A 25,425-nucleotide genomic window follows, 5' to 3' on the forward strand; every position below is an offset into this window, starting at 1 on the left:
GTTCAATATTGCCTGAATTTAGGTTGCTCCAAATAGACGTGAGCGACCTAAGTTAGCATCGTTTTATGGCGCAACGACCATTGACGATTGATTTTTTTCAGACTGTAAACGGCCTTGAACCTCAACAGCTTGCTGTCTTGTACTAAATGGCCCTAATTGTACTCGGAAAATACCGTTGTAGGGTTGTAACCGTCCAGGGACATTAAATTGCGTTTTCAATTCATTCAGCATGTTTTGTGCATTAGTTTGGTTACTAATCGCACCAGCTTGAACGAGAAAACCACGTTCTGGCACCGGTTCTTCAGCGGTAGTTGTAGCTGGCGGCGGTGTAGGGGTTTGCAGGTTCATATCTGGCATAGTAGGCTGCATTGGCTCTTTTGGCTGCTGAACGGGCAATGTATTTTCTGGCGTTGGCAAGTTCTCCATTACAGGGGTACCCATTGGGCCAGAACCTAATTGTGGGCGCCCTGGTAATGCATAACTTTGTTTCACAAAATTAGAACCTACGGTCCCAGGACCTGACAAGGTACCATCTTGGGCAACTTGAATAGCATCAATTTTAATTTTTGTCGTCGGCATTAAATTCAGGCGGTCAGCGGTCGCTCTTGATACTGCAATACTTTTACCCGGGACATAAGGGCCGCGGTCATTAACACGCACGACCATCATGCGACCATTCATCATGTTAGTGATACGAACATAACTTGGGATAGGCAAAGTAGGATGAGCGGCAGTTAATTCCACAGGGTTAATACGTTCACCTATCGCTGTCATATTGCCGGCAGACTCCGCACCATAAATGGATGCATAGCCTACTTGGCTAAATTGTGATGGGTCACGCACAATTTGGTATTGTTGGCCATTACGTGAGTAATCATTATTTGCGGTTGGATGATACGGCTCATAATGAGGCTCTGCACCTAATACATCTTGAGTGGGTACATTGGTTGGCACTTGGGCTGGTTGTTTAACATTTTCTGTCACACAGCCACTAAGTAGCGCGGCTGTGACGCCAAGCATTATCCATTGTAAACGCATACTAAGCCTCATCTTATAAACTTTTAGAAAGGAATTTTCGGTGTGTATGTATCGACATGATAATACCGAATCCAGCCATTAAAACAATCAAAGCGGATCCCCCGTAGCTCACTAAAGGGAGGGGAACACCAACCACAGGTAATATACCACTGACCATACCGATATTCACAAATACATAGACAAAAAGGATTAATATCAAACCACCAACCATAACCCGGCCAAATGTATTTTGTGCGCTAGCAGCAATATAAAGTCCGCGAATAATCAGTAAAAGATATAGGCCAAGTAAAATAAGCACCCCGACTAAGCCAAGTTCCTCTGCTAACACGGCAAAAATAAAGTCGGTATGTCTTTCTGGCAAAAATTCAAGCTGTGATTGTGTGCCATGTAGCCAACCTTTCCCCACTAACCCACCAGAACCAATCGCAATTTTTGACTGGATAATATGGTAACCAGCCCCTAATGGGTCAGTTTCTGGGTCTAATAACATCATGACGCGGGCTCTTTGGTAGCCATGCATCAAAAAGAACCACAGCAATGGAATAAAGGCAGCGAGAGCAATGGCTGCGACAGCAATAAGCCGCCAGCTCATCCCAGCAAGGAACAAAACAAACAAGCCGGAAGCGGCAACTAAAATTGAGGTACCAAGATCTGGCTGTGCAGCCACTAATAGTGTCGGTACAAAAATCAAGACGAGTGCGATTAAGGTGTTTTTGAATGAAGGAGGGCATAGGTCTCGGTTCATGAAGCGAGCGACCATTAAAGGGACGGCAATTTTTGCAATTTCAGAGGGCTGAAACCGAATAAACCCCAAGTCTAACCAGCGCTGAGCCCCTTTACTTATTTGCCCGAACACATCAACAAAAACCAATAAAATAACGCAAAAGATAAACAGGTGAGGTGCCCAGTTTTCATACATTCTAGGGGGGATCTGCGCCATCACGATCATGACGATGAAGCCTGATGCTATCTGCCCCAATTTGCGTTCCATCATTTCAGGATCTTGACCGCTAGCACTCCACATAATAAATGCGCTGTATGCAAGCAACGCGATAATAATCAGAAGCATAGGCACATCTATATGCAGACGTGTGGATAACGAAATCTTTTTCTTATCGTCTGTCATATTCTTTATAGCCCATGGTTATTCATTAGATTGTGCATCAGCGATCTTCTCCTGGATTGGTTGCTGACACCGGGACATCAGTGCTGTTATCACCAAGAAGAACGTGGTCAAATATTTGCCGCACAATGTCGCCGACTGCAGGGCCCACGCCCCCGTTTTCTAAAATAATCGCAACAGCGATAGTGGGTTTATCATACGGAGCGTAAGCAATCATCAACTTATGGTCGCGTAAGTGTTCAGCAAGTTTACTGGCATTATAGGTTTCATAACTGAAGACTTGCGCGGTACCCGATTTGGCCGCAGCTTTATACGGCGTACCAATGAAACTGCGGCGGCCCGTACCATTTGGTGCGTTGGCAACACCGTACATGCCATGCTTAGCTAATTCCCAAAAACCTGAATTCACGTCGCCAATTTGCTTGGTTTCTTTATCTTCATAAGGCACCATGGCATTACCCAATTTTGTGCCGTAGAGCAAATGAGGTGTTTTAACTTGGCCATCATTAATTAATGTCATCAATGCTTTTGACATTTGAATTGGCGTTGCGGTCCAATAGCCTTGTCCAATCCCTACAGGAATGGTATCGCCTTGGTACCAAGGTTTTTTATAGCGTTTTTGTTTCCATTCACGGGTCGGCATGATCCCTGAGCGTTCTTCAGCAAGGTCAATTCCTGTATAATCGCCAAAGCCAAACCGGCTCATCCACTCAGAAATACGGTCAATCCCCATGTCATAGGCGACTTGGTAGAAGAAGGTATCCGCAGATTCAATAATCGATTTTGATACGTTGAGTTTGCCGTGTCCCCAGCGCTTCCAGTCACGATAACGTTTTTCTGAACCGGGTAATTGCCACCAACCAGGGTCAAAAATGGTGGTGTTGGGCGTGATCACCTTTTCACTTAACGCAGCGACAGAAATAAACGGTTTTACTGTCGATGCAGGGGGATAAAGCCCTTGAGTTGTTCGGTTAATCAATGGCCTATCAGGGTTATTCAATAATGCTTGATAATCTTTATTGGAGATACCGTTAACAAACAAGTTAGAGTCATAACTTGGATTCGACACCAGAGCCAAAATTTCCCCATTACGTGGGTCAGTGACGACGACGGCTGCACGGCTGGTGGTTAACAGCTTTTCGATATAAATTTGCAGTTCGAGATCAATGGTGAGGTAGATATCTCGACCTGCTTGCGGTGGTTGCTCATGAAGTTGGCGAATAACACGCCCGCGGCTATTCACTTCAACTTCTTCGTAGCCTGTTTTACCGTGTAAAATATCTTCATAATAGCGTTCGATACCTAATTTACCGATATCGTGACTAGCGGCATAGTTGGGTAATAAACCTTCTTTATCAAGACGTTCAACATCTTTATCATTGATTTTTGCCACATAGCCAATCACATGGGTTAATGCAGAGCCGTATGGGTAAGAACGACGTTGGTAGCTTTTGACCTCTAAACCAGGAAAACGATATTGATTAACAGCAAAACGCGCGACTTGGACTTCGTTAAGCTGTGTTTTTAGTGCAATAGAGGTAAACCGGCGTGAGCGCTTACGCTCTTTTTCAAAGTTGGTGATGTCTTCGTCAGTTAAATCGACCACACTACGAAGATTATCTAAGGTTTCTTGTAGGTTACTGACTTTTTCCGGCACGATTTCTAGCTGATAAAACGTGCGATTAAGAGCGAGTTGGGTTCCTCGGCGATCATAGATAATCCCGCGGCTTGGTGCGATAGGTACTAATTTGATCCGGTTATCATTTGACCGCGTTTGGTAATCTTCGTGGCGGACAATTTGCAAATGATACAAATTGGTCACAAGAATAGACGTTAAAATGACAATCACACCGAAGGCGATAAGCGCTCGGCGGATAAACAAAACTGATTCAGCGGTATGGTCGCGAAAAGGGGTGCGTTGTGTTTTCATCCCATTGCCATTTTGAACATATTTAAACCTGACTATTCCCTGTGATAAGGGTGGTTAGTCGTAATACTCCATGCGCGATACAGACTTTCGGCAACAAGGACACGAACCAGTGGATGGGGAAGCGTAAGTGGTGAAAGTGACCAGCTTTGCTCCGCGGCCGCTTTGCAAGCGGGTGCAAGACCTTCGGGACCACCGATTAATAAACTGACATTACGGCCATCTTGTTTCCATTTATCGAGCTGTACGGCAAGTTTTGGAGTGTCCCAACGATCGCCTGGAATATCCAGAGTAACGATGCGATTTCCTTTGCCTACCGCAGCGAGCATTAATTCGCCTTCTTTTTCTAGAATGCGTTTTATATCTGCATTTTTTCCACGTTTCCCTGCTGGAATTTCCGTTAATTCAAAGGGCATATCTTTAGGAAAACGGTGGAGGTAATCCATAAAGCCGGTCTGGACCCAGTCCGGCATTTTTGTTCCAACGGCGATGAGCTGTAATTTCAAACTCAGCTCCAGAGCTTTTCTAATTCATACATACGACGACTTTCATCTTGCATTATATGAACAATGGCATCGCCAAGGTCGACGACAATCCAATCAGAAATACCTTGCCCTTCAACACCTAATGGCATTAAACCATTTTTGCGGCAAGCTTCGATTAATCTGTCAGCAACTGACATCAAATGGCGGCTTGATGTCCCTGTACAGATGATCATCTGATCAGTAATACTTGATTTCCCTTGAACATCGATAGTAATGATATCTTCTGCTTTAGCATCATCAAGCTGATCGATAATAAATTGTTGGAGTTCAGTTCCTTGCAAAAGGTTCACCTTTTATTCAAATAAACAGAATATCACGTTAAACACTGTTTGTAGTTTGTCGATAAAATAATCGCTGATAATGAATCAAAAACATTAACAGCCTTGCTATTTTACCCTAGATTTTAAGAAAAATCGGCTAAATTCTTTTTTATTCATTGTGGAGTGAAATTTATAGGGATATCCGTACATTTGAGCAAGAAGTTTGTGCTAACTTTACAAAATAGCGCTAAAAACTGTTCCCCAGATAAATATTTTAGGATGAGATACGTATTGTGCAAATAATTAAACCAAAAGTTTTTATATTTGAAGGGATTAATCACCTGCCTGCTAATATTTATCGGCAAGTGAGCTCTACGGTTGAATTTGTAACGAGTTTTTCCCATGAGGACGTGCAGGACAAAGTTAATGGTATTATCTGCTCTCAGCCGCAATTCAGTGAATTACAAGGGCTATTCCCTGCAAGCATTCCGATATTAACCGATGATAAACTACAAAATGTTGCGTTCTGGGACTGCTTTTTGACGAAATTATATACGATACAAAGATTAAATGGCTTATATCGCGTGTTAACACATCACAATATTATTCAATTTCATAGTTGCCACAAATATCTCATTATGGCGTATTCCCCAGTTGGCTATCAGTATACCGGGCGCTTAGTGGCAAGTATTAAAAGCAATACCGATCTTGAGTGTTTTTTTAATCAATATAAAGCCTGTTTAATGGAAATATTGGCAACGGTACCTTCAAGAAACATTGAAGTTAATGCGCTAAGTCATATGCAAGGCTATTTTAAACACAAAGCTACGAAAGATGAGAAAAAACGCTTATTGTGGCTGATTAATGACTACTTAGCGGGGAATTTACCGTTAAACCGGCCGTTAGCGATGATGAAACAGTTGCTTGTTCAATACCCAGACAACTATTTAATAGAGCAAGTCATTTTTGAACCATACCCTAATTGCAGTTCAATAAGAGAGATCCCTTATTGCTGATAAAGGTGTTGTTGATGAATATATTGCAGAACCGCATCTGGAATTAAATCCTGACACGAGTCACCGGAGCTTAATTTTTCACGGATTTCGGTTGCAGAGATATTTACCAATGGGGTATCCCCAATAAAAATATACCCATTCGCTATTTGGTTTAAGGTAATAGGGTCTGTTGTTTGATGCTCTAACAGCCAATTTTGCATTTTAGGGTCGGCAAACTGCGTGGCATACCCCGGTCGGGAACAAACCAATAAATGGCAGTTATCAAGAATGCGATCCCAACCGTGCCATTTATTAATCGACAATAAGGAATCTTGGCCAATAATAAACGCCAGGGGTTTTTCTGGCCCAATTTCTTGGCGTAATTCAATTAGCGTTTCTATTGTATAAGAAGGGCTATTTTTCGCTAATTCACGGGTGTCGATAGTAAACAACGGCAGGTTTTGAATCGCAAGTTTCACCATTTCTAAACGTTGTGATGGCGTCGCTTCGGGTTGTGGGCGATGGGGGGGGACGTGGTTAGGTAACAAGAGAACTTTTTCGAGACCAACCTGTTGGGCAAGGGCTTGCACTGGGCGTAAATGGCCAAAGTGAATAGGGTCGAATGTCCCTCCGAATAGCGCTAGCAAGTTATGTTGTTTTGGAAAAGAATTACTCATGAATAAAGTTCTCTGCAAATGCTTTACCACATAATAGCATAGACAGTGACTGTAGGTCAGGCCATGGGGAATGGCTAAAATCTTGTTTAATATTGATTTCTGCTTGCGTTAATAACATTAATGCAGATTGCAATTGATGCAGTGTTAAACGTTGTAAAGCTTCCGTGAGCACACCTCGGCGGTTTTGCCACACTTTGTGTTGATCAAATAATGTCTTTAGCGCGGTGGTTGCAGATTGGCGTTTTAATGTAATAAGCAACATGAGATCACGTTGGATTGAACGCAATAAAATAACAGGCTCGACATCTTCTTGTCGCAACTGCTCTAAAATATGCCATGAACGGCGGGATTTACCAGCCAATAGGGCATCAACCCAATGGTAGGGGGTAAAATGCGCAGAATCATTAACGGCACTTTCGACCCGAGGGTAGGTGAGTTTACCGTCTGGATAAAGAAGAGACAGCCGCTCAAGTGCTTGCGCCAAACCAAGTAAATTGCCCTCATAGCAGTAACAAAGTAGCTGGTTAGCTTCAGTTTCTAACGAAAGCCGCATACTGTAGGCGCGTTTAGAAACCCATTGTGGTAACCGCTGATATTCAGGAGTTAGGCAGCTGATATAAATAGCATCTTGGCTAATTGCTTTAAACCAAGCACTGTTTTCTTGTGCTTTAGTGAGCTTATGACCGCGTAACACAAGAAGGAGATCTGAATGCAGTAGTTGTGCTAGTTGGTTCAGCTTTTCTGCCATGGCGGCGTTAGGGCCATTTTCAGGTAATAACAGAGTCAGAGTTTGGCGGCTTGCAAATAGGCTGAGGGCTTGGCAGAGGCTAAAAATTTCATCCCAATCGGTATTTTGTTCAAGAGAAAACGAAAAATGCTCTTCAAAGCCTTGCTCTTGTGCGGCTTTTCGGATGGCATCTTGGCTTTCTTGAAGAAGAAGGGGCTCATTGCCCCAAATTAAATAGCGGCCTCTTAGAGACTCTTGTAACGAAGAGGCCAGCTGTTCAGGGTAAATACGCGTCATTATGGTTGAGTATTCGTATCAGCCGCTTGGTTTTTTGCTTTTTCAAGCTCTGCTGAATGAACAAGCAATAATTTACGCACGATATTACGTGCAGCTTGTTCTTGCATTTCTTGTCTAACAATTTCTTTTTCTGCATCTTTTGCAAGTGCTTCTAAAGGGTTGTCGAAGAAAGTGCGTTCAACACGGCTTTGTAATGGATAGATAGCACCATCAGGCATTAACACTTGCACATTCATTACCAGTGTTAATTGTTTCTCTGCTGCTTTACCATCTTGATAAACGGATACAGTTTCAGTGTTTTCATTAGAACTCAGAACTTTCAAAATGGGAACACCGGCTCTTCCAGTTTCGAGAATGGTCACATTATTGAGCCGCAGTTGCTCCCTAAGCGCTCTTGTGAGGTAGCTATATGGGTCACTTGAACTTAGCTGCAAAGTTCTCAGTTCCTCAGGAATTTGAGTTGTTCCTTGAAGACGAAAACCGCAACCTGCGGTGACTAGCACCGCCAGGCTCAAAAATAAAGTTATCAGATAACGCACCTGGCCTCCTTATCAGCCAACAACCTAATATTAACCTACAACAAGGTTTAGCAATTTGCCTGGGACATAGATTACTTTGCGGATGCTAACACCTTCAAGGTATTTCGCTACGCTTGGCTCATTTTTTGCCATGTCTAGGACAAACTCTTGGGTTGCATCAGCCGGAACGGTGATACGGCCGCGAACCTTACCATTAACTTGAACGACAACCAGCTTGGTATCGTCAATCATGGCTTTTTCATCAGCAACAGGCCACTGTGCAAAGTCAATGTCTGTTTGGTGACCGAGCGCTTTCCACATTTCAAAGCAAGCATGTGGAATGATTGGTGATAACATTAATGTGATAGCTTCAAGAGACTCTTGGACTAATGCACGGTCTTGTTCAGTTTCTTGTGGTGCACGAACTAATTTGTTTAAGAATTCCATGATGGCTGCAATCGCGGTATTAAATGCATAACGACGACTGAAATCATCAGAGACTTTAGCAATTGTCTTGTGCAGATCACGACGTAAGTCTTTCTGTTCTGGTGTCAGTGCGCTGATATCTAAAGGCGAGGTCGCACCTTTTTGAGAATGTTCATGCACTAAACGCCAAACACGACGAACGAAACGGTTAGCACCTTCAACGCTAGACTCTTGCCACTCAAGGGTTAACTCAGGTGGCGCTGCAAACATCATAAACAGACGAACAGTATCGGCACCGTATTTCTCGACCATCAATTGTGGGTCAATACCGTTGTTTTTCGACTTAGACATTTTGCTCATACCGGTATACACCAGTTCATGACCTTCACTGTCTACGGCTTTAGTAATACGGTTTTTATCGTCACGTTCAACAATAGCATCTGCCGGGGAGACCCAAACACGTTGGCCATCGCTGCCGGTGTAATAAAATGCATCAGCAAGCACCATGCCTTGGCACAGTAGGCGTTTTGCTGGTTCATCGGAATTCACTAACCCTGCATCACGCATCAACTTATGGAAGAAGCGGAAATACATTAAGTGCATGATAGCGTGCTCGATACCACCGATATATTGGTCAACTGGTAACCAGTAGTTCGCTGCCTCTGGGTCTAACATGCCTTCGTCATATTGTGGGCAGGTATAACGAGCATAGTACCAAGATGATTCCATAAAGGTATCGAAAGTATCGGTTTCACGTAGTGCAGGTTGACCATTAATGGTCATTTTTGCCCACTCAGGATCAGCTTTAATTGGGCTGGTAATGCCGTTCATTACGACATCTTCTGGCAGAATGACAGGTAATTGGTCTTCAGGAACAGGCACGACAGTACCATCTTCCAATGTTGCCATTGGGATTGGTGCGCCCCAGTAACGTTGACGTGAAACGCCCCAGTCACGTAAGCGATAGTTTACTTTACGTTGGCCTGCGCCCAGAGAAACGAGTTTATCTGAAATCGCATTAAAACCAGCTTGGTGGTCTAATCCACTGAATTCACCTGAGTTAATCAGGGAATTCTTCTCGGTCATCGCTTCTTGGGATAAATCAGGTTCATTGCCATCAGCATCGGCAATAACAGGTTTGATGGGTAAGTTGTATTTGTGGGCGAATTCCCAGTCACGTTGGTCATGGGCTGGAACGGCCATAACCGCACCCGTACCGTATTCCATTAAAACAAAGTTAGCGACCCAAATTGGCAGTTTTTCTTGGGTTAATGGATGAATAACGAATAAGCCCGTAGCCATCCCTTTTTTATCCATGGTTGCCATATCTGCTTCTGCAGTTTTGGTGTTACGGCACTCATCAATAAATTGGGCTAATTCAGGGTTATTTGCCGCAGCTTCTCTCGCCAGAGGGTGACCAGCTGCGACAGCGACATAAGTTGCCCCCATAAAGGTATCAGGGCGAGTGGTGTAAACCGTTAAGGTTTCATCACGGTCTGCAACATTGAAAGTGATCTCAGTCCCTTCGGAACGGCCGATCCAGTTGCGCTGCATGGTTTTAACTTGCTCTGGCCAGTCATCTAATTTGTCGAGGTCGTTGAGCAATTCTTCTGCGTAGTCGGTAATTTTAATAAACCATTGTGGGATTTCTTTGCGCTCAACAGGAGTGTCACAACGCCAGCAGCAGCCATCAACCACTTGTTCATTCGCTAAAACAGTTAAGTCGTGAGGGCACCAGTTCACCGCAGACGTTTTTTTGTATACTAAACCTTTTTCATACAGTTTAGTGAAGAACCATTGTTCCCAACGGTAATATTCAGGGGTACAAGTCGTGACTTCGCGATCCCAATCGTAACCGAAACCGAGCATTTTCAGCTGGTTTTTCATGTAATCGATATTGGCATAAGTCCATGGCGCAGGAGCGGTATTATTTTTAACCGCAGCACCTTCAGCAGGTAGGCCAAACGCATCCCAACCAATGGGTTGGAGAACGTTTTTCCCCAACAAGCGTTGGTAACGAGAGATAACGTCACCCATGGTGTAGTTACGTACGTGGCCCATGTGTAGTCGACCAGAAGGGTAAGGTAGCATGGACAGGCAGTAGTATTTTTCTTTGCTGTTGTCTTCAGTCACTTTGAAAGTTGCTTTTTCATCCCAGTGACGCTGTACTTTAGGCTCTATATCTTCTGGACGATATTGTTCTTGCATGGCACCGATAATCCTATGGTGAGTAAAGGCTACATTAAGTAGCATTAATGTCTTTCTTAAATTAGATCCGCATAGCATAACGGATCATACCCGAAAACAACAATGCCTTATCACAACAATCGTTGATTAGCTGAACCGATAGGGGAAGCTGGATCTTGTTTTTGGGGGGCGAAGTTAGAATTTTACATTCCAATGACCATCAAACTTAACCAAAAAACAGCAAGATTGGTAGTGTTTTGCACAAAAAAAAACGAAACTATCAAATATTTTATAGTGCCGTTTTTAATTGTGGAAGGCATGTATCCAATGAACATCAATTGGGCTTTTAATTTTTATTTGTGCCTTATTAAAAATGGAAAAGGCACAAAATCATTAAGCGGGTGAGTGGACCTTTGCTTTATAGTGGCTGCTATTAATTTATCTGACAACAATTATACAATTGTGGAATTGTTATGGAAAAAAGAGCGCAATGCCACTGTGGTGCAGTGAAGTTTAAGGTTGTATTAACAGATGGACTCAATACAAAAAGACGCTGTAATTGCTCTTTTTGTCGAATGCGTGGAGCTATTGCAGTTTCAGCCCCTTTGTTAGGGATCACTATAATAGAAGGGGCTGACAAACTCACCGAGTATCGTTTCAATACCCAGAAAGCGGTTCACTTTTTTTGCTCTGTATGTGGTATTTATACTTTTCATCAGCGCCGTTCTAATCCTGAGCAATATGGTGTGAATGTTGCGTGTCTTGAAGGTATCTCTCCATTTGATTTTGCAGAGGTTGATGTTATGGATGGCGTGAATCACCCCAAAGATGGCGGGGGAGGCGTTATTGGGAAGCTTATTTATAAAAAAGTAAATGAAAAATAGTGCAGTTAATGGTGAATGATTTTAATCAGGAAAGTGGCAGAAAACCTGATAGTTCTCTGCCAAATAATAAATAAACTTAATGCAAGATTTTCGCTAAGAAATCTTTTGCACGATCAGATTGCGGGTTTGCAAAAAAGTCTTCTTTTTTACTGTCTTCAACAATCTTCCCTTCATCCATAAAAATCACGCGGTTAGCCACTTTCTTGGCGAATCCCATTTCATGGGTCACCACCATCATGGTCATGCCTTCATTGGCTAATTCAACCATAACGTCAAGAACTTCGTTGATCATTTCTGGGTCTAGCGCTGAAGTAGGCTCATCAAATAGCATTGCGATGGGGTCCATACACAGTGCGCGAGCGATAGCGACACGTTGCTGTTGCCCACCTGAAAGTTGAGCCGGAAATTTATTGGCATGGCTAGATAAACCTACACGCTCCAATAATTTCAAACCTTTTGCTTCCGCTTCTTTTTTATCGCGGTTTAATACTTTAACTTGCGCTAATGTCAGGTTTTCAATGATCGACAAATGAGGAAATAGCTCAAAGTGTTGGAACACCATCCCAACTTTAGAGCGAAGCTTTGCAAGGTCAGTTTTTTTGTTATTAACTTGAATGTCATTCACAAAAATCTCACCCTGCTGAATTGGTTCTAAACCATTCACTGTTTTTATTAATGTGGATTTACCAGAACCAGATGGCCCGCACACCACCACAACCTCACCTTTTTTAACTTCAGTTGTGCAGTCTGTAAGCACCTGAAATTGGCCATACCATTTGGATACATTTTTCAGGGTTATCATGAAACAGTCCTTTTCTTAAGATAATTCACTAACATAGAAGCGCCAAAACTGATAATAAAGTACACCAGACCCGCAAACAGAACCATCTCTACTTGTGTTCCATCACGCTCGCCTATATTGGTGGCGGTACGGAAGAAGTCGGTCAAACTGAGCACATACACGAGAGAGGAGTCCTGAAACAGTACAATCCCTTGAGTTAACAACAAAGGCACCATGGCTTTAAAGGCTTGCGGTAATACGACGAGCCGCATGGTTTGCATATTTGTCATTCCCAAGGCTAACGCAGCGGAGGCTTGTCCTCGAGAAATACTTTGAATACCAGCACGAATGATTTCAGAGTAATAGGCCGCTTCAAAAAGAGAGAAGGCTATCATTGCAGAAATTAAACGAATATCATTTTTTGGTGATAAGCCTAGAACATTTTGTAATAAGCTAGGCACAATTAAGTAGAACCACAGTAAAACCATGACTAATGGTATGGAGCGAAATGTATTCACATACAGAGCTGCAAACCAGCTAATGGGTTTGAATGTGGATAACCGCATCACAGCAAGGACAGTACCCCACAAAATCCCCACCACTATCGCGGTCAGTGTAATTTTCGCGGTGACAATAAAGCCATCGATTAAAAAGGGCATACTCGGAGCAATTGAGCTCCAATCAAATTCATACATCATTTTACCGCCCTCCAATGGTGCCAGGTAAGCGAACTTTGCGCTCTAATAACGTCATTAAAATCATAATAATGACGTTAATTCCGACATAAGCTAACGTAATTGCGGTAAAGGATTCCCATGCGTGAGCGGAGTAGTCCAATAGTTTCCCTGCTTGTGCCGCCATATCAACTAAGCCAATGGTTGACGCAATGGCTGAGTTTTTGACTAAGTTCAGCATTTCTGACGTCATGGGGGGCAAAATGACTCGATAGGCGTTGGGTAATAAAACGTAGCGATAGGTTTGTGGCAAAGTGAGCCCCATTGCGAGAGCAGCGCTTTTTTGTCCTCTAGGTAGTGATTGAATGGCTGCACGTACTTGCTCGGTCATTCGCGCTGCAGTGAATAACCCAAGGCAAAGCATTGAAGATATAAAGAATTGATAGTTAGGATCTAAATCCATTTTAAACCAATCCCCGATTGAGCGAGGAAGCAGTTCGGGGATCACCAAATACCAAGTAAAAAATTGCACAATAAGCGGTACGTTGCGAAATAGCTCTACGTAGGCGGTTCCTAAAAAGGCTAAAAAACGGTTAGGTACGGTACGTAAAATACCGAAAAATGAGCCAACTAAGAATGCGATAATCCATGCGCAAATGGAAAGCGTGACAGTGACTTCGAGGCCAGATATTAACCACCCTAAATAGGTGGTATTCCCAAACGGGGCTTCCTGAAGGAAAATCCCCCAATTCCAATTAATAGACATAATATTGACTTCCTGTGGGCAATGAAATTCCCGAATACTGTCGTAAAAGAGGATGCAAGGCGGGGAACGACCGCCTTGCAATTCTTACTTCAGTAATACCCTGTTTGTCTTTTTATTAGTTTAATGCTTTGTCATTCGGTTCTTTAAATAAGGCTTTCATTTCATCGGACAAAGTAAATTTCAGGTTCAGATTTTTCGGTGGAATAGGTTGGTTGAACCAGCGGTCAAAGGATTTCTCAGCGGCACCTGAGGTTTGTGCATTCGCAATGGTTTCATCGATAAGCACTTTAAATTGAGGGTCGTCTTTACGTAACATACAGCCATAAGCTTCTTCAGTTTGTGGCTTGCCGACGATTTCCCAGATCTCTGGTTTTTTCGCTTTTGCTCTCTCACCCGCTAACAATGCGTCATCCATCATAAAGGCGACAGCACGACCAGATTCCAAAGTACGGAACGAGTCACCATGGTCTTTCGCGCTGATAATGCGCATTTTCATATTTTTTTCATCATTTAACTGATTCAACAGAATTTCAGATGTCGTACCTGAGGTCACGACGACATTTTTACCCGCTAAGTCAGCAAAGTCTTTTACACCAGAGTCACCTTTGGTGAGTAAGCGCGTCCCAACCACAAAGATAGTGTTAGAGAAAGCGGCTTGTTTTTGTCTTTCTACGTTATTGGTTGTTGAGCCACACTCAAAATCAAATGTGCCATTTTGCAGGAGTGGAATACGGTTTTGTGATGTAATTGGAATGAGTTTGACCTGCAGATCAGGCATGTTTAATTTTTTCTTCACTGCATCAACAATGGCATTTGAATAATCCTGCGAGTAACCAACCACTTTCTGGCTATTGTCATAGTAAGAAAAAGGTACGGATGATTCACGATGACCAACAACTATTACACCGTTGTCTTTGATTTTTTTCAGAGTGCCGTTTAATTCTTCTGCTTGGACTGCGCAGGTTGCACCTAAAATCATCATCGATAATACAAGTTTACTTATACGCATAATTACAACTCCTTTAGAACATCGGTGTAAGCCCGCTGTAATTTTAAGGGGCTATCGCGAGATAACGCCTGAATTACTGTGGTTTTGTTGTGTTGTGTTTGCAAATATTTCGCTGATTTAGATAACACCGCGATTATCCGCTATATGTTTTATTCTTGTTAAAAAGTAATTAAAATTGTTAATTAATGAAAACAAATTGTTTCAATTTCGGGAGCTGTCTCGCATATTATTTGGGTAATTTTTGAGTTACCGCACTAACATGGTGGTTTGCTATCTAAAATTGTTTGAAACTGATAATCACGCACTATTAAAGTGCAATTTATCTTCGTATCATGGCATACATTGGATTAAGCAATTTACGTGCCGAGTTTTGATGGAGTTGCATGTTTACTGATCTGAAATGGAATAATATTTGTAAAGTTAGCTGATGGTACTTGTACGGAATATTTTGCTGTGTAAGATGTAACCTCTATTTAACTTATAGATAGATGGGGTAATGGTATTAGCCAAAGACTGGTTTTTATCGTTATGGTTATCAAAGTCGCATAATGAGTGTTATTTCAGGAAGTTATACAAAGATGCGCATGAACAGGCATTTAAGATTAGGTAAAGGATTAGTGTTATTCGCCTGTCTGATGGTATTGGTTTGTATAAATCAACGCGCCGTCGGAGAGCGTCTGTTCGCCAATTTTTTTGTGCCGGATGTACTCGCGCAAGCACAAATTAATACGGGAATTAACCTTTCTTACATCAGTGAATTCCAAGTAAATCAAAGTGATAGCGGCAGTGCGCAGCTTTCCAGTTGTGAGCTGAGTGCTAAGTCATTGATGACTTTGCTACCTGCTGTTCTTGAACCTCTCTTCTTCATGTTTCTTTCTTTAGCGGCATTAACGTTATTTTGTACTAATCTATTTATATCTAGAGCAAATAATGAAGAGAAACATGCCCCTCCAAGAGTCAGACGACACTTACAGTTTTGTAATCTTCGGAATTAGCGCACAACGAATAGGGACTTGTTTGTGTAATTTATTCTGGAGGAAGCAATGCGTTTTTTAATTAATTCATTTTTTATATTTTTTGCACTATTTTCGAGCAGTTTATATGCTGCGGATACGGGGTGGTTGCAACCTGCGAATACGGAGTGGATGAGTGATAATACCCCGCAGCATGCGCAGGTCAGGTTATTAAGTTCGGCACAGGAAAATGGCAAAGTCGACATTTTGCTAGATGTAAAGCTTGATGAAGGCTGGAAAACCTATTGGCGCTCGCCTGGTGAAGGCGGAGTTGCGCCTGAAATTGTGTGGTCGTCACCTGTTGAATCAACGGATTGGCAATGGCCAACGCCGGGTCGCTTTGATGTTGCGGGCGTTTCAACTCAAGGCTACATGGGGGATATTGTTTTCCCCATTACAGTCACAAGTAATGAAAAGTTGGATAAACTTGAAGGTACGTTAACATTATCAACGTGCAGTAATGTTTGTATTTTAACAGATTACCCGTTTGAGCTCGATTTAACAGAACCTGTTCCAGCTGACTTTACTTGGGCGTTTAATCAAGCCAAAGGTGCGGTTCCACCATCAAGTGGTTTAGTTGAGCAAACTAAAGTTGGTTTTGCGAATGATAAGCTAATCATTGAATTGCAAAAAAGCACAGGAACCGCGTGGGAGCAACCGAATATTTTCACTGATGTGGTTGAAGGGGCGGCATTAGGCGTGCCTGTAATAGAAACATCAGGTAACCATTTAACAGCAACAATAGATGTCAGCGATGATTGGGGTAGCGATTCTCCTGATTTAACTGGAAAAACCATTTCTTTTGTTGTTGCAGATGGCGATATTTCACAGCAAGTTAGCCATCAAGTTAGCCCATTTACCGGCACGGTAGCGTCTAAAGTGAGCAGTGCTTCTTTATGGCAGGTGATGCTATTTGCTCTTTTAGGGGGCTTGATCCTTAATCTAATGCCGTGCGTACTTCCGGTGTTAGCAATGAAACTTGGTTCTGTTTTGATGGTGCCTAATGGTGAGCAAAAGACCATTCGCCGCCAGTTTTTATTGTCCTCTCTCGGTATTCTAGTTTCCTTTTGGTTACTGGCGCTCTTGATGACGTTATTACGAGTCGGTCAACAAGCAGTTGGCTGGGGAATTCAGTTCCAAAACCCGTGGTTTATCGGCTTTATGGTGCTGGTAACGGCGTTATTTACGGCGAATTTATTTGGCTTATTTGAAATCAATCTCGGCAGTAAGGCCAATACACGCTTGGCGACAGCAGGCGGTCATGGTAACAGTGGCCATTTTTGGCAAGGGGTATTTGCGACATTACTGGCAACGCCTTGCTCTGCACCATTTTTGGGCACAGCCGTGGCATTTGCATTGGCAGCACCAATGGAAGAGTTGTGGTTGATCTTCACGGCATTAGGTGTCGGAATGAGTTTACCGTGGCTACTGATCGCGGCTTTTCCGGTTATCTCTCGTTTACTACCAAAGCCTGGTATGTGGATGCTGAAGCTGCGTGCTGTACTTGGGTTAATGATGCTGATATCCAGCTTATGGTTAATTAGCTTATTAATACCGCATTTTGGTGTCACCACATCGACCGCAATTGCTGTTGTTTTCTTAGTGTTATTGGTGGTCTTTATCGCGATAAAACGGGGTATTAGGGCGGCAATCTTACCATTGATATTATTTGCTGTTTTTGCTGGTGGGTTTGTCTGGATGACACAAGAACAGCATTCCGGTAGCCGCTCTCTCGTTAAAGATACCGTGAATTGGCAGCCGTTAACTGAACAGGCAATTACTGACGCGTTAGCGGATAATAAACGGGTATTTATTGATGTCACCGCGGAATGGTGCGTAACCTGTAAGGCAAATAAATACAATGTACTGCTAAGGGATGATATCCAACAACTGCTCAGTGAACCTGATGTGGTTGCTTTACGTGGGGATTGGACCAAACCTTCACCTGAAATTACAGCATTTTTACAAAAACGTGGGCAGGTCGCTGTTCCATTCAATCAAATTTATGGCCCTAACTTGGCCGAAGGCGAAGTACTGTCAACGATACTTGATCGTGAATCGCTAATATCCATTATGAATCAGGCCAAAGGAGCCACAAAATGAAAAAAACAATTTTAGCTGTCTTATTTTCATCACTAATGATGGGAACAGTAGCACAGGCGGCACCTTTGAGTGCAGACCAAGAAGCACAAGTGCGTAAATTAGTGCGTGATACTTTAGTTGAAAACCCTGAAATTTTAGAAGAAGCCATTGTTGCCCTGCAAGCGAAACAAGGGGAAAGACAACAAGCTCAGATGAAAGAAACGTTAAAAGCGGAGCAGGATGCTCTGTTTAATGACCCAACCAGCCCACTTATCGGTAAAAAAGATGCGAAGCTCGTCTTAGTTAACTTTACGGATTTCAACTGCCCATTCTGTAAGCGTTTCGACCCTCAACTGATGGATATTGTGAAAAAATACCCTAATGATGTGGCTGTGGTAATCAAATATTTACCATTTAAAGGCCAAACATCAATGGATTCAGCTCAGTTAAGCATGACGTTATGGCAAGAAAACCCGAAAGCATTTGAAGCTCTACACCACAAATTTATGCAAAAACAGGGCATGCTATCAGATGCAAATATCAAAGATGCCCTCAAAGCCACTGGTAATGATAAGCTGAAAGCGAGTGATAAGAGCCGTGATGGTATTCGCACCAATATGATGTTGGCAGAGAAATTGGGTGTGAATGGAACGCCAGCAACATTGGTGGGGGATGAGTTGATCCCTGGCGCTATCGATGCGCAGCAGTTTGAAGAGATAGTGAAGGAGCAGCTCGCTAAGCTCAAATAATCCTCGTTATCCTCGTCATACTTCGCGCTGTGGCGTTGTTGGCTGCTCTCGACTACGTGAGTCACATACTTGTGTATGCTCCTCACGATAGTCTCGTTTGCCGCCTAGCCACAACACGAATTATTTAGAGGATAAAGTTAAGCTAAAGATTTACTTAGAAAAGTATTAGCGAATTAGGAAAGAAAGCATTTTAACTTAATAACAAAGCATTAATTTCGATTAAATGCTTTGTTTTCCTATACGTTAAATTTGGGCTATTTGAAAACTAAGTGGTTAAAAACGTATGTCTAGACTAAAAAAGTGGTCTAAAGAAATTATTGTTTTGGCAATTATTTTATTTATTGCTTTTACAGTGATGGATTTATGGCGCAAGCCACAAACCCTTGCACCTGTATTATTGGAACAGCACACGCTAGTGAATGGTGAGAGCGTTTCACTAGCTGAGTTAAGCAAAGAAAAACCAATATTGGTTTATTTCTGGGCGACGTGGTGTGGGGTATGTAATTTGACTTCGCCAACGGTATCAGAATTAAGCCAATCAGGTATGCCAATTATTTCAGTAGCGATGCGCTCAGGTGAAACATCTCGCTTAATCAAGGGAATGGAAAACAAAGAATTAACGTTTCCTGTGATTAACGATACCAGCGGTCAGCTTTCCAATGCGGTCGGGGTCAGTGCGACGCCCACCTTTATGGTGATTGATAACGGCGAATTAGTCAGCTTTACATCGGGTTGGACTAGCTCTTACGGCTTAAAAATGCGTATGTGGTTTGCATCGTTTTAATTTTGCTATATCCCCTTTAGATAAAAAAGGGGACTTTTCTGCCTATAAGTTTAATTTATCATTATGGTAAACTCATTCGGCTATATAAATAATAAAATAGGTGAGTGGGATGGTTATGTTTAAAAAAGTAGTTGGATTATTTTTAGGGGCGGTATTAATCACAGGATGCTCCCCTGAGGTGGAAGAAAAAACAACAACGAAACAACCGTCAGAAACGATAAAAAATTCAAAAATAGACCAGCGCTATGATGAAATAAAAGCCAACTCGACAGAAGATAAAATCAATGCATTTAATGCAAAAGGGGATGATGACCCAACGATGTTACGGGGCATTTTTCTGTCTGATATGGCTAAATCTCTACCTATGTTGATTGATGATGTAACTCTATTGACGGAAGTGACTGCTAAAAATGGCATGTTATTTTACCAATACACGATCAAAGGGATCCCTGACAATATATTGGAAGGTGATAGCTGGCAGCAAAATATGCGTGAGATTTTAAACCGCAACTACTGTGATAAAAATGCAGGTATGGATATTCTGCATGAAATGTTCCCCGAAGGCATTACACATAATTATCATAAGTCGAACAAACTCATTTTTACCTATATTGTGACTCCAGCTATTTGCCAATAGCATTCATTAAAGTGCCTGATAATATTTATTTATCAGGTATATCAATTACTAAAATTCTAAATTACGAATAAAACGGTAATCCGCGGATTGTGGTTTTAAACGATACAAATTAGCGGGACGGCCGCGCTCGTGGCGTTTTTCTCCAGTATCAATCAACAAATCTGCTTGTTCGAGCCGACGTCTGAACGATTTGTTTTGCAAAGGTTTGCCAATCAAAACTTCATGGACATGTTGCAGCTCAGCTAAGGTAAAAACGTCAGGAAGTGCGAAACCTGGCACGATTGAGTAGAGTGATTTTTGCTTTAGACGCTCTCTTGCTTGTTGATAGAGTTTGAAGTGGTCGAATGCAAGAGAAAGCTGATCTATCTCATCAATAGAGACCCACCTGACAGAATCCACCGTATCAATATGCGCTTCGCAGGATTGGTAAGCAATTAACGCCGTATAACAAACAGTGACAGACCAGCCTCGAGGATCCCGTTGATGGTTGCCTTCAGTACAAAGCTGCTCAACATAGGGTGGGATAACCCCTGTTTTTTCTTTCAGCTTACGTAACACCGTCTCTTCTAAATTTTTATCATTTATTTCATCAATAAAACCACCCGGCAACCCCCACTTTCCTTTTTCTGGAAAATTAGCGCGCTCGACAAGTAATACTTTCAGCGTGTTTTCATGATAGGTAAATACTACAGCGTCGACAGTGATAAGCGGCGATAGAAATTTTTTTCTATCGTAGTGAGCTAAAAATTCTTTTTCATTCATTTGGTTATCACTCAAAGTCTGATTGGCATTGATGAATAAACTATACGCTAAAAAACAGTTAATGTCATTAAGACAATTATTGCTTGACTAATTAATGTCTATAGGACAATAATTAATTAAAGTCATAAAGACAATAATGAGGAGCACACTATGATTAACTTTAAATATTTCAAAGCAGATTCATCGACTTTTGTTATTCAATCCGTGAATGGGAAAGTGCGTAAGCAAGGTAAAGGGCTCAGTTTTTGGTATAACTCCGATAAAACCTCCATTGCGGCGCTTCCATTGAATGCACAAGAAGCCCCATTTATTTTTAATTTACAAACAGCTGATTTCCAAAGTTTACGTATTCAGGGGCAAATTTCTTTTCAGGTAAAACAGCCCGAAAAAACAGCGGACGTCTTAAATTTTAACTTATCTAAGGACGGGAAAAGTTACGCTTCAGAAGACCCCCTTAAATTAAATGATCGAGTCGTACGAGCGGCTCAAACGGTGATCCAAGCCAAAATACAAACCACTTCACTGCGGGATGCATTGTTAATTAGTCAATCATTAGTTGTTTTGGTAAGCCAGCAACTCGCCGTGCAGGCGGTCATTGAGTCTCTGGGGATTGAAATCTTGGATGTTTCTATCTCAGCCATTGCACCGTTACCTGAAACGCTTAAAGCATTAGAAGCACAAGCGAGAGAATCCATACTGAAAGAGGCTGATGATGCCATTTATGCAAGACGTAAATTTTCTGTCGAACAAGAACGCACAATCAAAGAAGCGGAATTAGAAACCGACTTATCTGTTCAAGCCAAAGAACAGCAAATTGAAGAGGCGCGCCTTGATAATGAGCGGAAAATATTGCGAGAGCGAGCAGAAATCGAGCAAGAGGAGTTAATCGCACAGGTGAACGCAGAAGCAAAACGCAATGAATTGGTTGCGCTTAGTGTTGAAAACCAACGCATACAGTCGGACGCCGATGCTTACTCTATTGAATCTAAAATGAAAGCCTATAGTCAATTACCGGTTGAAAACTTAAAAGCATTAGCGTTAGCAAAAATGGGACCAGAACAATTGATGGCGATGGCATTCGAATCATTAGCACAAAATGCCGGTAAGATTGGTGAGCTCAATATATCGCCTGATTTATTTGGCCAGCTAATGAAGAAAGGGGGTAAATAATGCAAAGGAATAATGACGTACGTTTTGTCTTAGTAATGCGTAAAACACGTTTGCAGGAATTGATTGAGCGCTTTAATACTTGGCCTCAAGCCAAATTTTACTTGGAACACAACCATGTAGAGGTGAGTGACTACTTAAATGAACATGACTTATATCAACGCCAACTAATACAAGCCGAATCGATATTGAAATCATTAGGTAGGTTTCAATTATTGGAGAGAAAATTATTGCCCAGTTACCAATTTTCTAAACACGATATTGTTATCGTGATTGGCCAAGATGGTTTAGTGGCGAACACCTTGAAGTACTTAAACGGACAACCGGTTATCGCTATTAATCCAGATCCTGAAAGGTGGGATGGTCAGTTGCTTCCTTTTGAAATAGGACAATTGCAGGAAGTGGTGATGAATACCTTAAAAGGAAAAATAGCGCAAAAAAAGGTGACATTCGCACAGGCAACGACCAATGACGGGCAATCCTTACTCGCGGTGAACGATTTATTCATTGGTCCGAAAAGCCACACGTCGGCACGTTATTTGTTAAATTGGAATGGAGAGCAAGAGTTTCAATCATCCTCTGGCATTATTATATCCACAGGACTTGGGTCAACAGGGTGGTTTCAATCTATTTTAGCGGGAGCACAGGCAATTATGGGGGGACATAATCATCCGTTGGCAAAAGGGTTTGGCTGGGGAGAAAGTAAATTACAGTTTAGTGTTAGGGAGCCATTTTTAAGTAAAACAACAGGAACGAAATGGGTATTTGGCACGATTGAGCCAGGGAGCCCGTTAGCCATTGAATCATTAATGCCCCATAACGGTGTTATTTTTTCCGATGGTATCGAAGATGATTTCTTACAATTCAACTCAGGTTGTATTGTGACAGTGAAAATTGCGGATCTACAAGGGTTACTGGTTGCTTAGCGGGTTACCCCACCTCATTGATAGCGACTGAGGTGGGGTCAATATCGTTATTTTTGACGGCGATTCAGAGCAAAACCAAGAATACCAAATATAACGACTACTCCCCACATCGGATAATGGCTCCAACGTGCGTAAGGTGTCAGTCCAGTTGTTGGTGTGACTTCAGTAGCAAGCGTCGCTGCTTTAAATTGTGGCAGCATATCTTGTATTGAGCCATCTGCACTGATCACCGCAGTTATCCCGTTATTGGTGGAACGTAATAATGGGCGTCCCAATTCTAATGAACGCATACGCGCCATTTGGAAATGCTGCCATGGGCCGATAGATTGACCAAACCATGCATCATTGGAGACGGTAAGTAAGTAATCGCTATCAGGTTTAAAATTATCCCTGACCTGTGTACCTAAAATAATTTCATAGCAAATAGCGGCAGTTAGATGAATATTACCAACCGCTAATTGCGCTTGCTCATAATCGCCACGGCTAAAACCTGACATTGGCAAATTAAAGAACGGTGCGATAGGGCGCAGCAAATCTTCTAAAGGTACATATTCACCAAATGGCACTAAATGGTGTTTGTTATAGCGGTTTTTAGATGGGTACAAGTACGGGTTTTTATCGCCTAATACAATGATTGTATTATAAAAAGTATATTCACCATCTATCGGGCGTGCATCCACAATTCCAGTAATTAATTGGGTATTCGACTCTGCCAATAATTGGTCGAGAGATTTAAGCCACGTTTGGTTATCGAGCTCAACAGAAGGGACCGCTGATTCAGGCCAAATAATCAAAGACGCTTTGCCGATATAAGGGCGAGAGAGCGCCATATAGGTGTCTTTGGTTTTTTGTAAGAAGCTGGCTTCCCACTTCATTGATTGGGGAATGTTGCCTTGAACCAATGCCACTTCCATTTTCTTGCCTTCAAGGGGGGTAAACCACTGTACATTTTTGGCGATTAATGGGGCAAAAATGAAGGCAGCTGCAACGGCGAGCGCGATAAAGCTGCGGCGTAGGATAGCGAGTACTAACAGACCACTAATGCTAAATAAAAGCAATGTGATCATTTCTACCCCAAATACAGGGGCGAGTGCTTTCATCGGCCCATCAATCTGGCTATAACCAAATTGTAGCCATGGGAAGCCAGTTAATACCCAACCCCGCAGAAATTCAGTGACTTGCCAGAGCGCTGGCGCCATAAAAACGAAACGCCAAATATTAGCTTTAGGGGCAAGCTTAGCCAGTAAACCACCAAAAAGGCCAGTATAAAGCGCGAGGTAAGCGGCTAATAAAATAACAATAAATACGTTTACAGGGCCCGGCATGCCACCAAAATCGGCAATACTGACGTAAACCCAGTTAACCCCACTACCGAATAAGCCAAATCCCCAAGCGAAGCCAATAGCAAAAGATTGTTTGGCTGTACGCTGCAAGGTCAGTAGTTGGAGGAAAAGGATAGAAAGCAGCGCGGCAGGCCAGATGTCGAAAGGCGAAAAAGCCAGTGTTCCACTGGCTCCGAAAATTAAAGCCAGCAATAACCGCAACCGCTGGCTTTGATAAATAGACGTTGAGTTCATTAAGTCTGTTCTTCTTCCAAAGTTGGAACTGGTGCGTCGTCTGGAATTTTCACGTGAAGCAGAAGGATCCTACGGCTGTCAGCCATCGCAACTTTAAATTGGTAGTTGTCTATCGTGATGATTTCACCACGAGAAGGCAGGTGTCCAAAGGCTTGCATAACGAGGCCACCGACGGTATCGACTTCATCGTCACTAAAATGAGTCCCAAAGGCTTCATTAAAATCTTCAATCTGTGTAAGGGCTCGGACAGAATAAGAATGACGGCTGAGTTGACGAATATCAACATCGTCTTGGTCGTCATATTCGTCTTCAATTTCGCCTACGATGAGCTCTAAAATATCTTCAATGGTCACTAGACCAGAGACGCCACCAAACTCATCGATCACGATAGCCATATGATAGCGTTGAGAGCGGAATTCTTTGAGTAGTCTGTCTACTCGCTTACTTTCAGGGACAACAACCGCTTGGCGTAATACCTTATCAATACTAAAAGGCTCTGCGTCGGTACGCATAAATGGCAGTAAATCTTTTGCCATCAATAACCCTTCGATATGGTCTTTGTCTTCACTAATAACAGGGAAGCGTGAGTGAGCAGAGTCAATAATGACATCAAGGCACTCATCAAGCGTTTGATTACGTTTTAAGGTAACAATTTGGGAACGCGGGATCATAATGTCGCGTACGCGCTGATCCGCAATATCCATTACCCCTTCAAGCATTTCGCGGGTATCAGGATCGATCAAATCGTTTTGTTCAGAGTCGCGGATTAATTCGACTAAATCATCACGATTTTTAGGTTCACCATGGAATAGGTGATTTAACAGTGCAAAGAACCCTTTCTTAGGACCAGGGTTATCGCTACTCGAAGAGTTATCGTCGCTCATGGCGGTTAAT

The 25,425-nt window shown here is 42.4% G+C and carries 25 protein-coding genes; 9 read left to right on the top strand and 16 right to left on the bottom strand.

Going from position 1 to position 25,425, the window contains the following annotated elements:
- Positions 1–63: 63 nt before the first annotated feature.
- The 5 genes from rlpA to rsfS are packed head-to-tail and all read right to left on the bottom strand — an operon-like array spanning position 64 to position 4,923.
- Positions 64–1,038, bottom strand: a complete 975-nt coding sequence (gene rlpA, locus M1E86_RS04900; protein WP_213914224.1) for an endolytic peptidoglycan transglycosylase RlpA — start codon at positions 1,036–1,038, stop codon at positions 64–66.
- Positions 1,039–1,051: 13 nt separating this feature from the next.
- Positions 1,052–2,164 (bottom strand): peptidoglycan glycosyltransferase MrdB, encoded by a 1,113-nt coding sequence (mrdB, locus tag M1E86_RS04905; RefSeq protein WP_213914225.1) that lies wholly within the window; start codon positions 2,162–2,164, stop codon positions 1,052–1,054.
- Between the two features lie 37 nt (positions 2,165–2,201).
- Positions 2,202–4,091, bottom strand: coding sequence for a peptidoglycan DD-transpeptidase MrdA (gene mrdA, locus M1E86_RS04910; protein ID WP_125894207.1), 1,890 nt, complete (start codon positions 4,089–4,091; stop codon positions 2,202–2,204).
- 32 nt (positions 4,092–4,123) lie between these two features.
- Positions 4,124–4,594: a 23S rRNA (pseudouridine(1915)-N(3))-methyltransferase RlmH gene (rlmH, locus tag M1E86_RS04915; protein ID WP_004908925.1), complete on the bottom strand. Its 471-nt coding sequence runs from the start codon at positions 4,592–4,594 to the stop codon at positions 4,124–4,126.
- A gap of 2 nt (positions 4,595–4,596) precedes the next feature.
- Positions 4,597–4,923, bottom strand: a complete 327-nt coding sequence (gene rsfS, locus M1E86_RS04920) for a ribosome silencing factor (protein WP_080641496.1) — start codon at positions 4,921–4,923, stop codon at positions 4,597–4,599.
- 263 nt (positions 4,924–5,186) lie between these two features.
- Between rsfS and M1E86_RS04925 the strand changes: the two genes are divergently transcribed.
- Positions 5,187–5,909 carry a YbgA family protein gene (locus tag M1E86_RS04925; RefSeq protein WP_213914226.1) on the top strand — a complete coding sequence of 241 codons (723 nt, stop codon included), beginning with the start codon at positions 5,187–5,189 and terminating at the stop codon, positions 5,907–5,909.
- Here the strand turns inward: M1E86_RS04925 and nadD are convergent.
- From nadD to leuS, 4 genes are read right to left on the bottom strand one after another with little or no spacing between them, the layout of a single operon-like run.
- Positions 5,900–6,565 (bottom strand): nicotinate-nucleotide adenylyltransferase, encoded by a 666-nt coding sequence (nadD, locus tag M1E86_RS04930; protein WP_125894203.1) that lies wholly within the window; start codon positions 6,563–6,565, stop codon positions 5,900–5,902. The genes M1E86_RS04925 and nadD overlap by 10 nt on opposite strands.
- Complete coding sequence (holA, locus tag M1E86_RS04935; protein WP_213914227.1) at positions 6,558–7,589, bottom strand: DNA polymerase III subunit delta; 1,032 nt, start codon at positions 7,587–7,589, stop codon at positions 6,558–6,560. The genes nadD and holA overlap by 8 nt, the downstream gene beginning before the upstream one ends.
- Entirely contained in the window at positions 7,589–8,128 is a 540-nt protein-coding gene (gene lptE / locus M1E86_RS04940; RefSeq protein WP_036957952.1) for an LPS assembly lipoprotein LptE, read from the bottom strand. Before lptE ends, holA begins: the two co-directional genes overlap by 1 nt.
- 30 nt (positions 8,129–8,158) lie before the next feature.
- Positions 8,159–10,741 (bottom strand): leucine--tRNA ligase, encoded by a 2,583-nt coding sequence (leuS, locus tag M1E86_RS04945; protein WP_213914245.1) that lies wholly within the window; start codon positions 10,739–10,741, stop codon positions 8,159–8,161.
- Between the two features lie 452 nt (positions 10,742–11,193).
- Here leuS and M1E86_RS04950 point away from each other — a divergent pair, with 452 nt between their 5' ends.
- Positions 11,194–11,604 (top strand): GFA family protein, encoded by a 411-nt coding sequence (locus M1E86_RS04950; protein ID WP_125894199.1) that lies wholly within the window; start codon positions 11,194–11,196, stop codon positions 11,602–11,604.
- 76 nt (positions 11,605–11,680) lie between these two features.
- On the opposite strand, the gene M1E86_RS04955 is transcribed toward M1E86_RS04950, so the two are convergent.
- From M1E86_RS04955 to M1E86_RS04970, 4 genes are all read right to left on the bottom strand, one after another.
- Positions 11,681–12,406, bottom strand: coding sequence for an amino acid ABC transporter ATP-binding protein (locus tag M1E86_RS04955; protein WP_004257041.1), 726 nt, complete (start codon positions 12,404–12,406; stop codon positions 11,681–11,683).
- Positions 12,403–13,080 carry a glutamate/aspartate ABC transporter permease GltK gene (gltK, locus tag M1E86_RS04960; protein ID WP_109913215.1) on the bottom strand — a complete coding sequence of 226 codons (678 nt, stop codon included), beginning with the start codon at positions 13,078–13,080 and terminating at the stop codon, positions 12,403–12,405. Before gltK ends, M1E86_RS04955 begins: the two co-directional genes overlap by 4 nt.
- A 4-nt stretch (positions 13,081–13,084) precedes the next feature.
- Positions 13,085–13,825, bottom strand: coding sequence for an amino acid ABC transporter permease (locus M1E86_RS04965; protein WP_102138300.1), 741 nt, complete (start codon positions 13,823–13,825; stop codon positions 13,085–13,087).
- Positions 13,826–13,940: 115 nt separating this feature from the next.
- Entirely contained in the window at positions 13,941–14,834 is an 894-nt protein-coding gene (locus M1E86_RS04970) for an amino acid ABC transporter substrate-binding protein (RefSeq protein WP_213914229.1), read from the bottom strand.
- A gap of 584 nt (positions 14,835–15,418) precedes the next feature.
- Between M1E86_RS04970 and M1E86_RS04975 the strand changes: the two genes are divergently transcribed.
- From M1E86_RS04975 to M1E86_RS04995, 5 genes are all read left to right on the top strand, one after another.
- Positions 15,419–15,829, top strand: a complete 411-nt coding sequence (locus tag M1E86_RS04975; protein WP_125894265.1) for a metal resistance protein — start codon at positions 15,419–15,421, stop codon at positions 15,827–15,829.
- Positions 15,830–15,877: 48 nt separating this feature from the next.
- Positions 15,878–17,950 carry a protein-disulfide reductase DsbD family protein gene (locus M1E86_RS04980; protein ID WP_426099268.1) on the top strand — a complete coding sequence of 691 codons (2,073 nt, stop codon included), beginning with the start codon at positions 15,878–15,880 and terminating at the stop codon, positions 17,948–17,950.
- Entirely contained in the window at positions 17,947–18,678 is a 732-nt protein-coding gene (locus M1E86_RS04985) for a DsbA family protein (protein ID WP_125894190.1), read from the top strand. Before M1E86_RS04980 ends, M1E86_RS04985 begins: the two co-directional genes overlap by 4 nt.
- Before the next feature lie 283 nt (positions 18,679–18,961).
- Complete coding sequence (locus M1E86_RS04990; RefSeq protein ID WP_213914231.1) at positions 18,962–19,462, top strand: redoxin domain-containing protein; 501 nt, start codon at positions 18,962–18,964, stop codon at positions 19,460–19,462.
- Positions 19,463–19,577: 115 nt separating this feature from the next.
- Entirely contained in the window at positions 19,578–20,099 is a 522-nt protein-coding gene (locus M1E86_RS04995; RefSeq protein WP_213914232.1) for a protein K, read from the top strand.
- Positions 20,100–20,147: 48 nt separating this feature from the next.
- On the opposite strand, the gene M1E86_RS05000 is transcribed toward M1E86_RS04995, so the two are convergent.
- Complete coding sequence (locus M1E86_RS05000; protein ID WP_125894184.1) at positions 20,148–20,861, bottom strand: NUDIX hydrolase; 714 nt, start codon at positions 20,859–20,861, stop codon at positions 20,148–20,150.
- A 150-nt stretch (positions 20,862–21,011) separates the two neighbouring features.
- On the opposite strand from M1E86_RS05000, the gene M1E86_RS05005 reads away from it, so the two are divergent.
- Both M1E86_RS05005 and M1E86_RS05010 read left to right on the top strand, forming a co-directional pair.
- A complete protein-coding gene (locus M1E86_RS05005; protein ID WP_166266301.1) occupies positions 21,012–22,031 on the top strand; it encodes an SPFH domain-containing protein in 1,020 nt (339 codons plus the stop codon).
- Positions 22,031–22,954 (top strand): sugar kinase, encoded by a 924-nt coding sequence (locus M1E86_RS05010; protein ID WP_125894180.1) that lies wholly within the window; start codon positions 22,031–22,033, stop codon positions 22,952–22,954. The genes M1E86_RS05005 and M1E86_RS05010 overlap by 1 nt, the downstream gene beginning before the upstream one ends.
- 47 nt (positions 22,955–23,001) lie before the next feature.
- Here M1E86_RS05010 and lnt read toward each other — a convergent pair whose 3' ends face one another.
- Positions 23,002–24,531: an apolipoprotein N-acyltransferase gene (gene lnt, locus M1E86_RS05015; RefSeq protein WP_213914233.1), complete on the bottom strand. Its 1,530-nt coding sequence runs from the start codon at positions 24,529–24,531 to the stop codon at positions 23,002–23,004.
- Positions 24,531–25,415, bottom strand: a complete 885-nt coding sequence (corC, locus tag M1E86_RS05020) for a CNNM family magnesium/cobalt transport protein CorC (RefSeq protein WP_125894263.1) — start codon at positions 25,413–25,415, stop codon at positions 24,531–24,533. The genes lnt and corC overlap by 1 nt, the downstream gene beginning before the upstream one ends.
- Positions 25,416–25,425 lie beyond the last annotated feature (10 nt).

It is taken from the genome of Providencia sp. PROV200 (assembly GCF_049901995.1).
Lineage (GTDB): Bacteria > Pseudomonadota > Gammaproteobacteria > Enterobacterales > Enterobacteriaceae > Providencia > Providencia rettgeri_E.

Coding starts and splice junctions, on each gene's coding strand:
- M1E86_RS04980 (WP_426099268.1), top strand. CDS start 15,878: ATGCGTTTTTTAATTAATTCATTTTTTATATTTTTTGCACTATTTTCG.
- lnt (WP_213914233.1), bottom strand. CDS start 24,531: ATGAACTCAACGTCTATTTATCAAAGCCAGCGGTTGCGGTTATTGCTG.
- M1E86_RS04950 (WP_125894199.1), top strand. CDS start 11,194: ATGGAAAAAAGAGCGCAATGCCACTGTGGTGCAGTGAAGTTTAAGGTT.
- M1E86_RS04995 (WP_213914232.1), top strand. CDS start 19,578: ATGTTTAAAAAAGTAGTTGGATTATTTTTAGGGGCGGTATTAATCACA.
- rlpA (WP_213914224.1), bottom strand. CDS start 1,038: ATGCGTTTACAATGGATAATGCTTGGCGTCACAGCCGCGCTACTTAGT.
- M1E86_RS04965 (WP_102138300.1), bottom strand. CDS start 13,825: ATGTCTATTAATTGGAATTGGGGGATTTTCCTTCAGGAAGCCCCGTTT.
- mrdA (WP_125894207.1), bottom strand. CDS start 4,091: ATGAAAACACAACGCACCCCTTTTCGCGACCATACCGCTGAATCAGTT.
- M1E86_RS05010 (WP_125894180.1), top strand. CDS start 22,031: ATGCAAAGGAATAATGACGTACGTTTTGTCTTAGTAATGCGTAAAACA.
- M1E86_RS04970 (WP_213914229.1), bottom strand. CDS start 14,834: ATGCGTATAAGTAAACTTGTATTATCGATGATGATTTTAGGTGCAACC.
- leuS (WP_213914245.1), bottom strand. CDS start 10,741: ATGCAAGAACAATATCGTCCAGAAGATATAGAGCCTAAAGTACAGCGT.
- M1E86_RS04990 (WP_213914231.1), top strand. CDS start 18,962: ATGTCTAGACTAAAAAAGTGGTCTAAAGAAATTATTGTTTTGGCAATT.
- nadD (WP_125894203.1), bottom strand. CDS start 6,565: ATGAGTAATTCTTTTCCAAAACAACATAACTTGCTAGCGCTATTCGGA.
- M1E86_RS04975 (WP_125894265.1), top strand. CDS start 15,419: ATGAACAGGCATTTAAGATTAGGTAAAGGATTAGTGTTATTCGCCTGT.
- M1E86_RS05005 (WP_166266301.1), top strand. CDS start 21,012: ATGATTAACTTTAAATATTTCAAAGCAGATTCATCGACTTTTGTTATT.
- M1E86_RS05000 (WP_125894184.1), bottom strand. CDS start 20,861: ATGAATGAAAAAGAATTTTTAGCTCACTACGATAGAAAAAAATTTCTA.
- corC (WP_125894263.1), bottom strand. CDS start 25,415: ATGAGCGACGATAACTCTTCGAGTAGCGATAACCCTGGTCCTAAGAAA.
- M1E86_RS04955 (WP_004257041.1), bottom strand. CDS start 12,406: ATGATAACCCTGAAAAATGTATCCAAATGGTATGGCCAATTTCAGGTG.
- gltK (WP_109913215.1), bottom strand. CDS start 13,080: ATGTATGAATTTGATTGGAGCTCAATTGCTCCGAGTATGCCCTTTTTA.
- mrdB (WP_213914225.1), bottom strand. CDS start 2,164: ATGACAGACGATAAGAAAAAGATTTCGTTATCCACACGTCTGCATATA.
- M1E86_RS04985 (WP_125894190.1), top strand. CDS start 17,947: ATGAAAAAAACAATTTTAGCTGTCTTATTTTCATCACTAATGATGGGA.
- holA (WP_213914227.1), bottom strand. CDS start 7,589: ATGACGCGTATTTACCCTGAACAGCTGGCCTCTTCGTTACAAGAGTCT.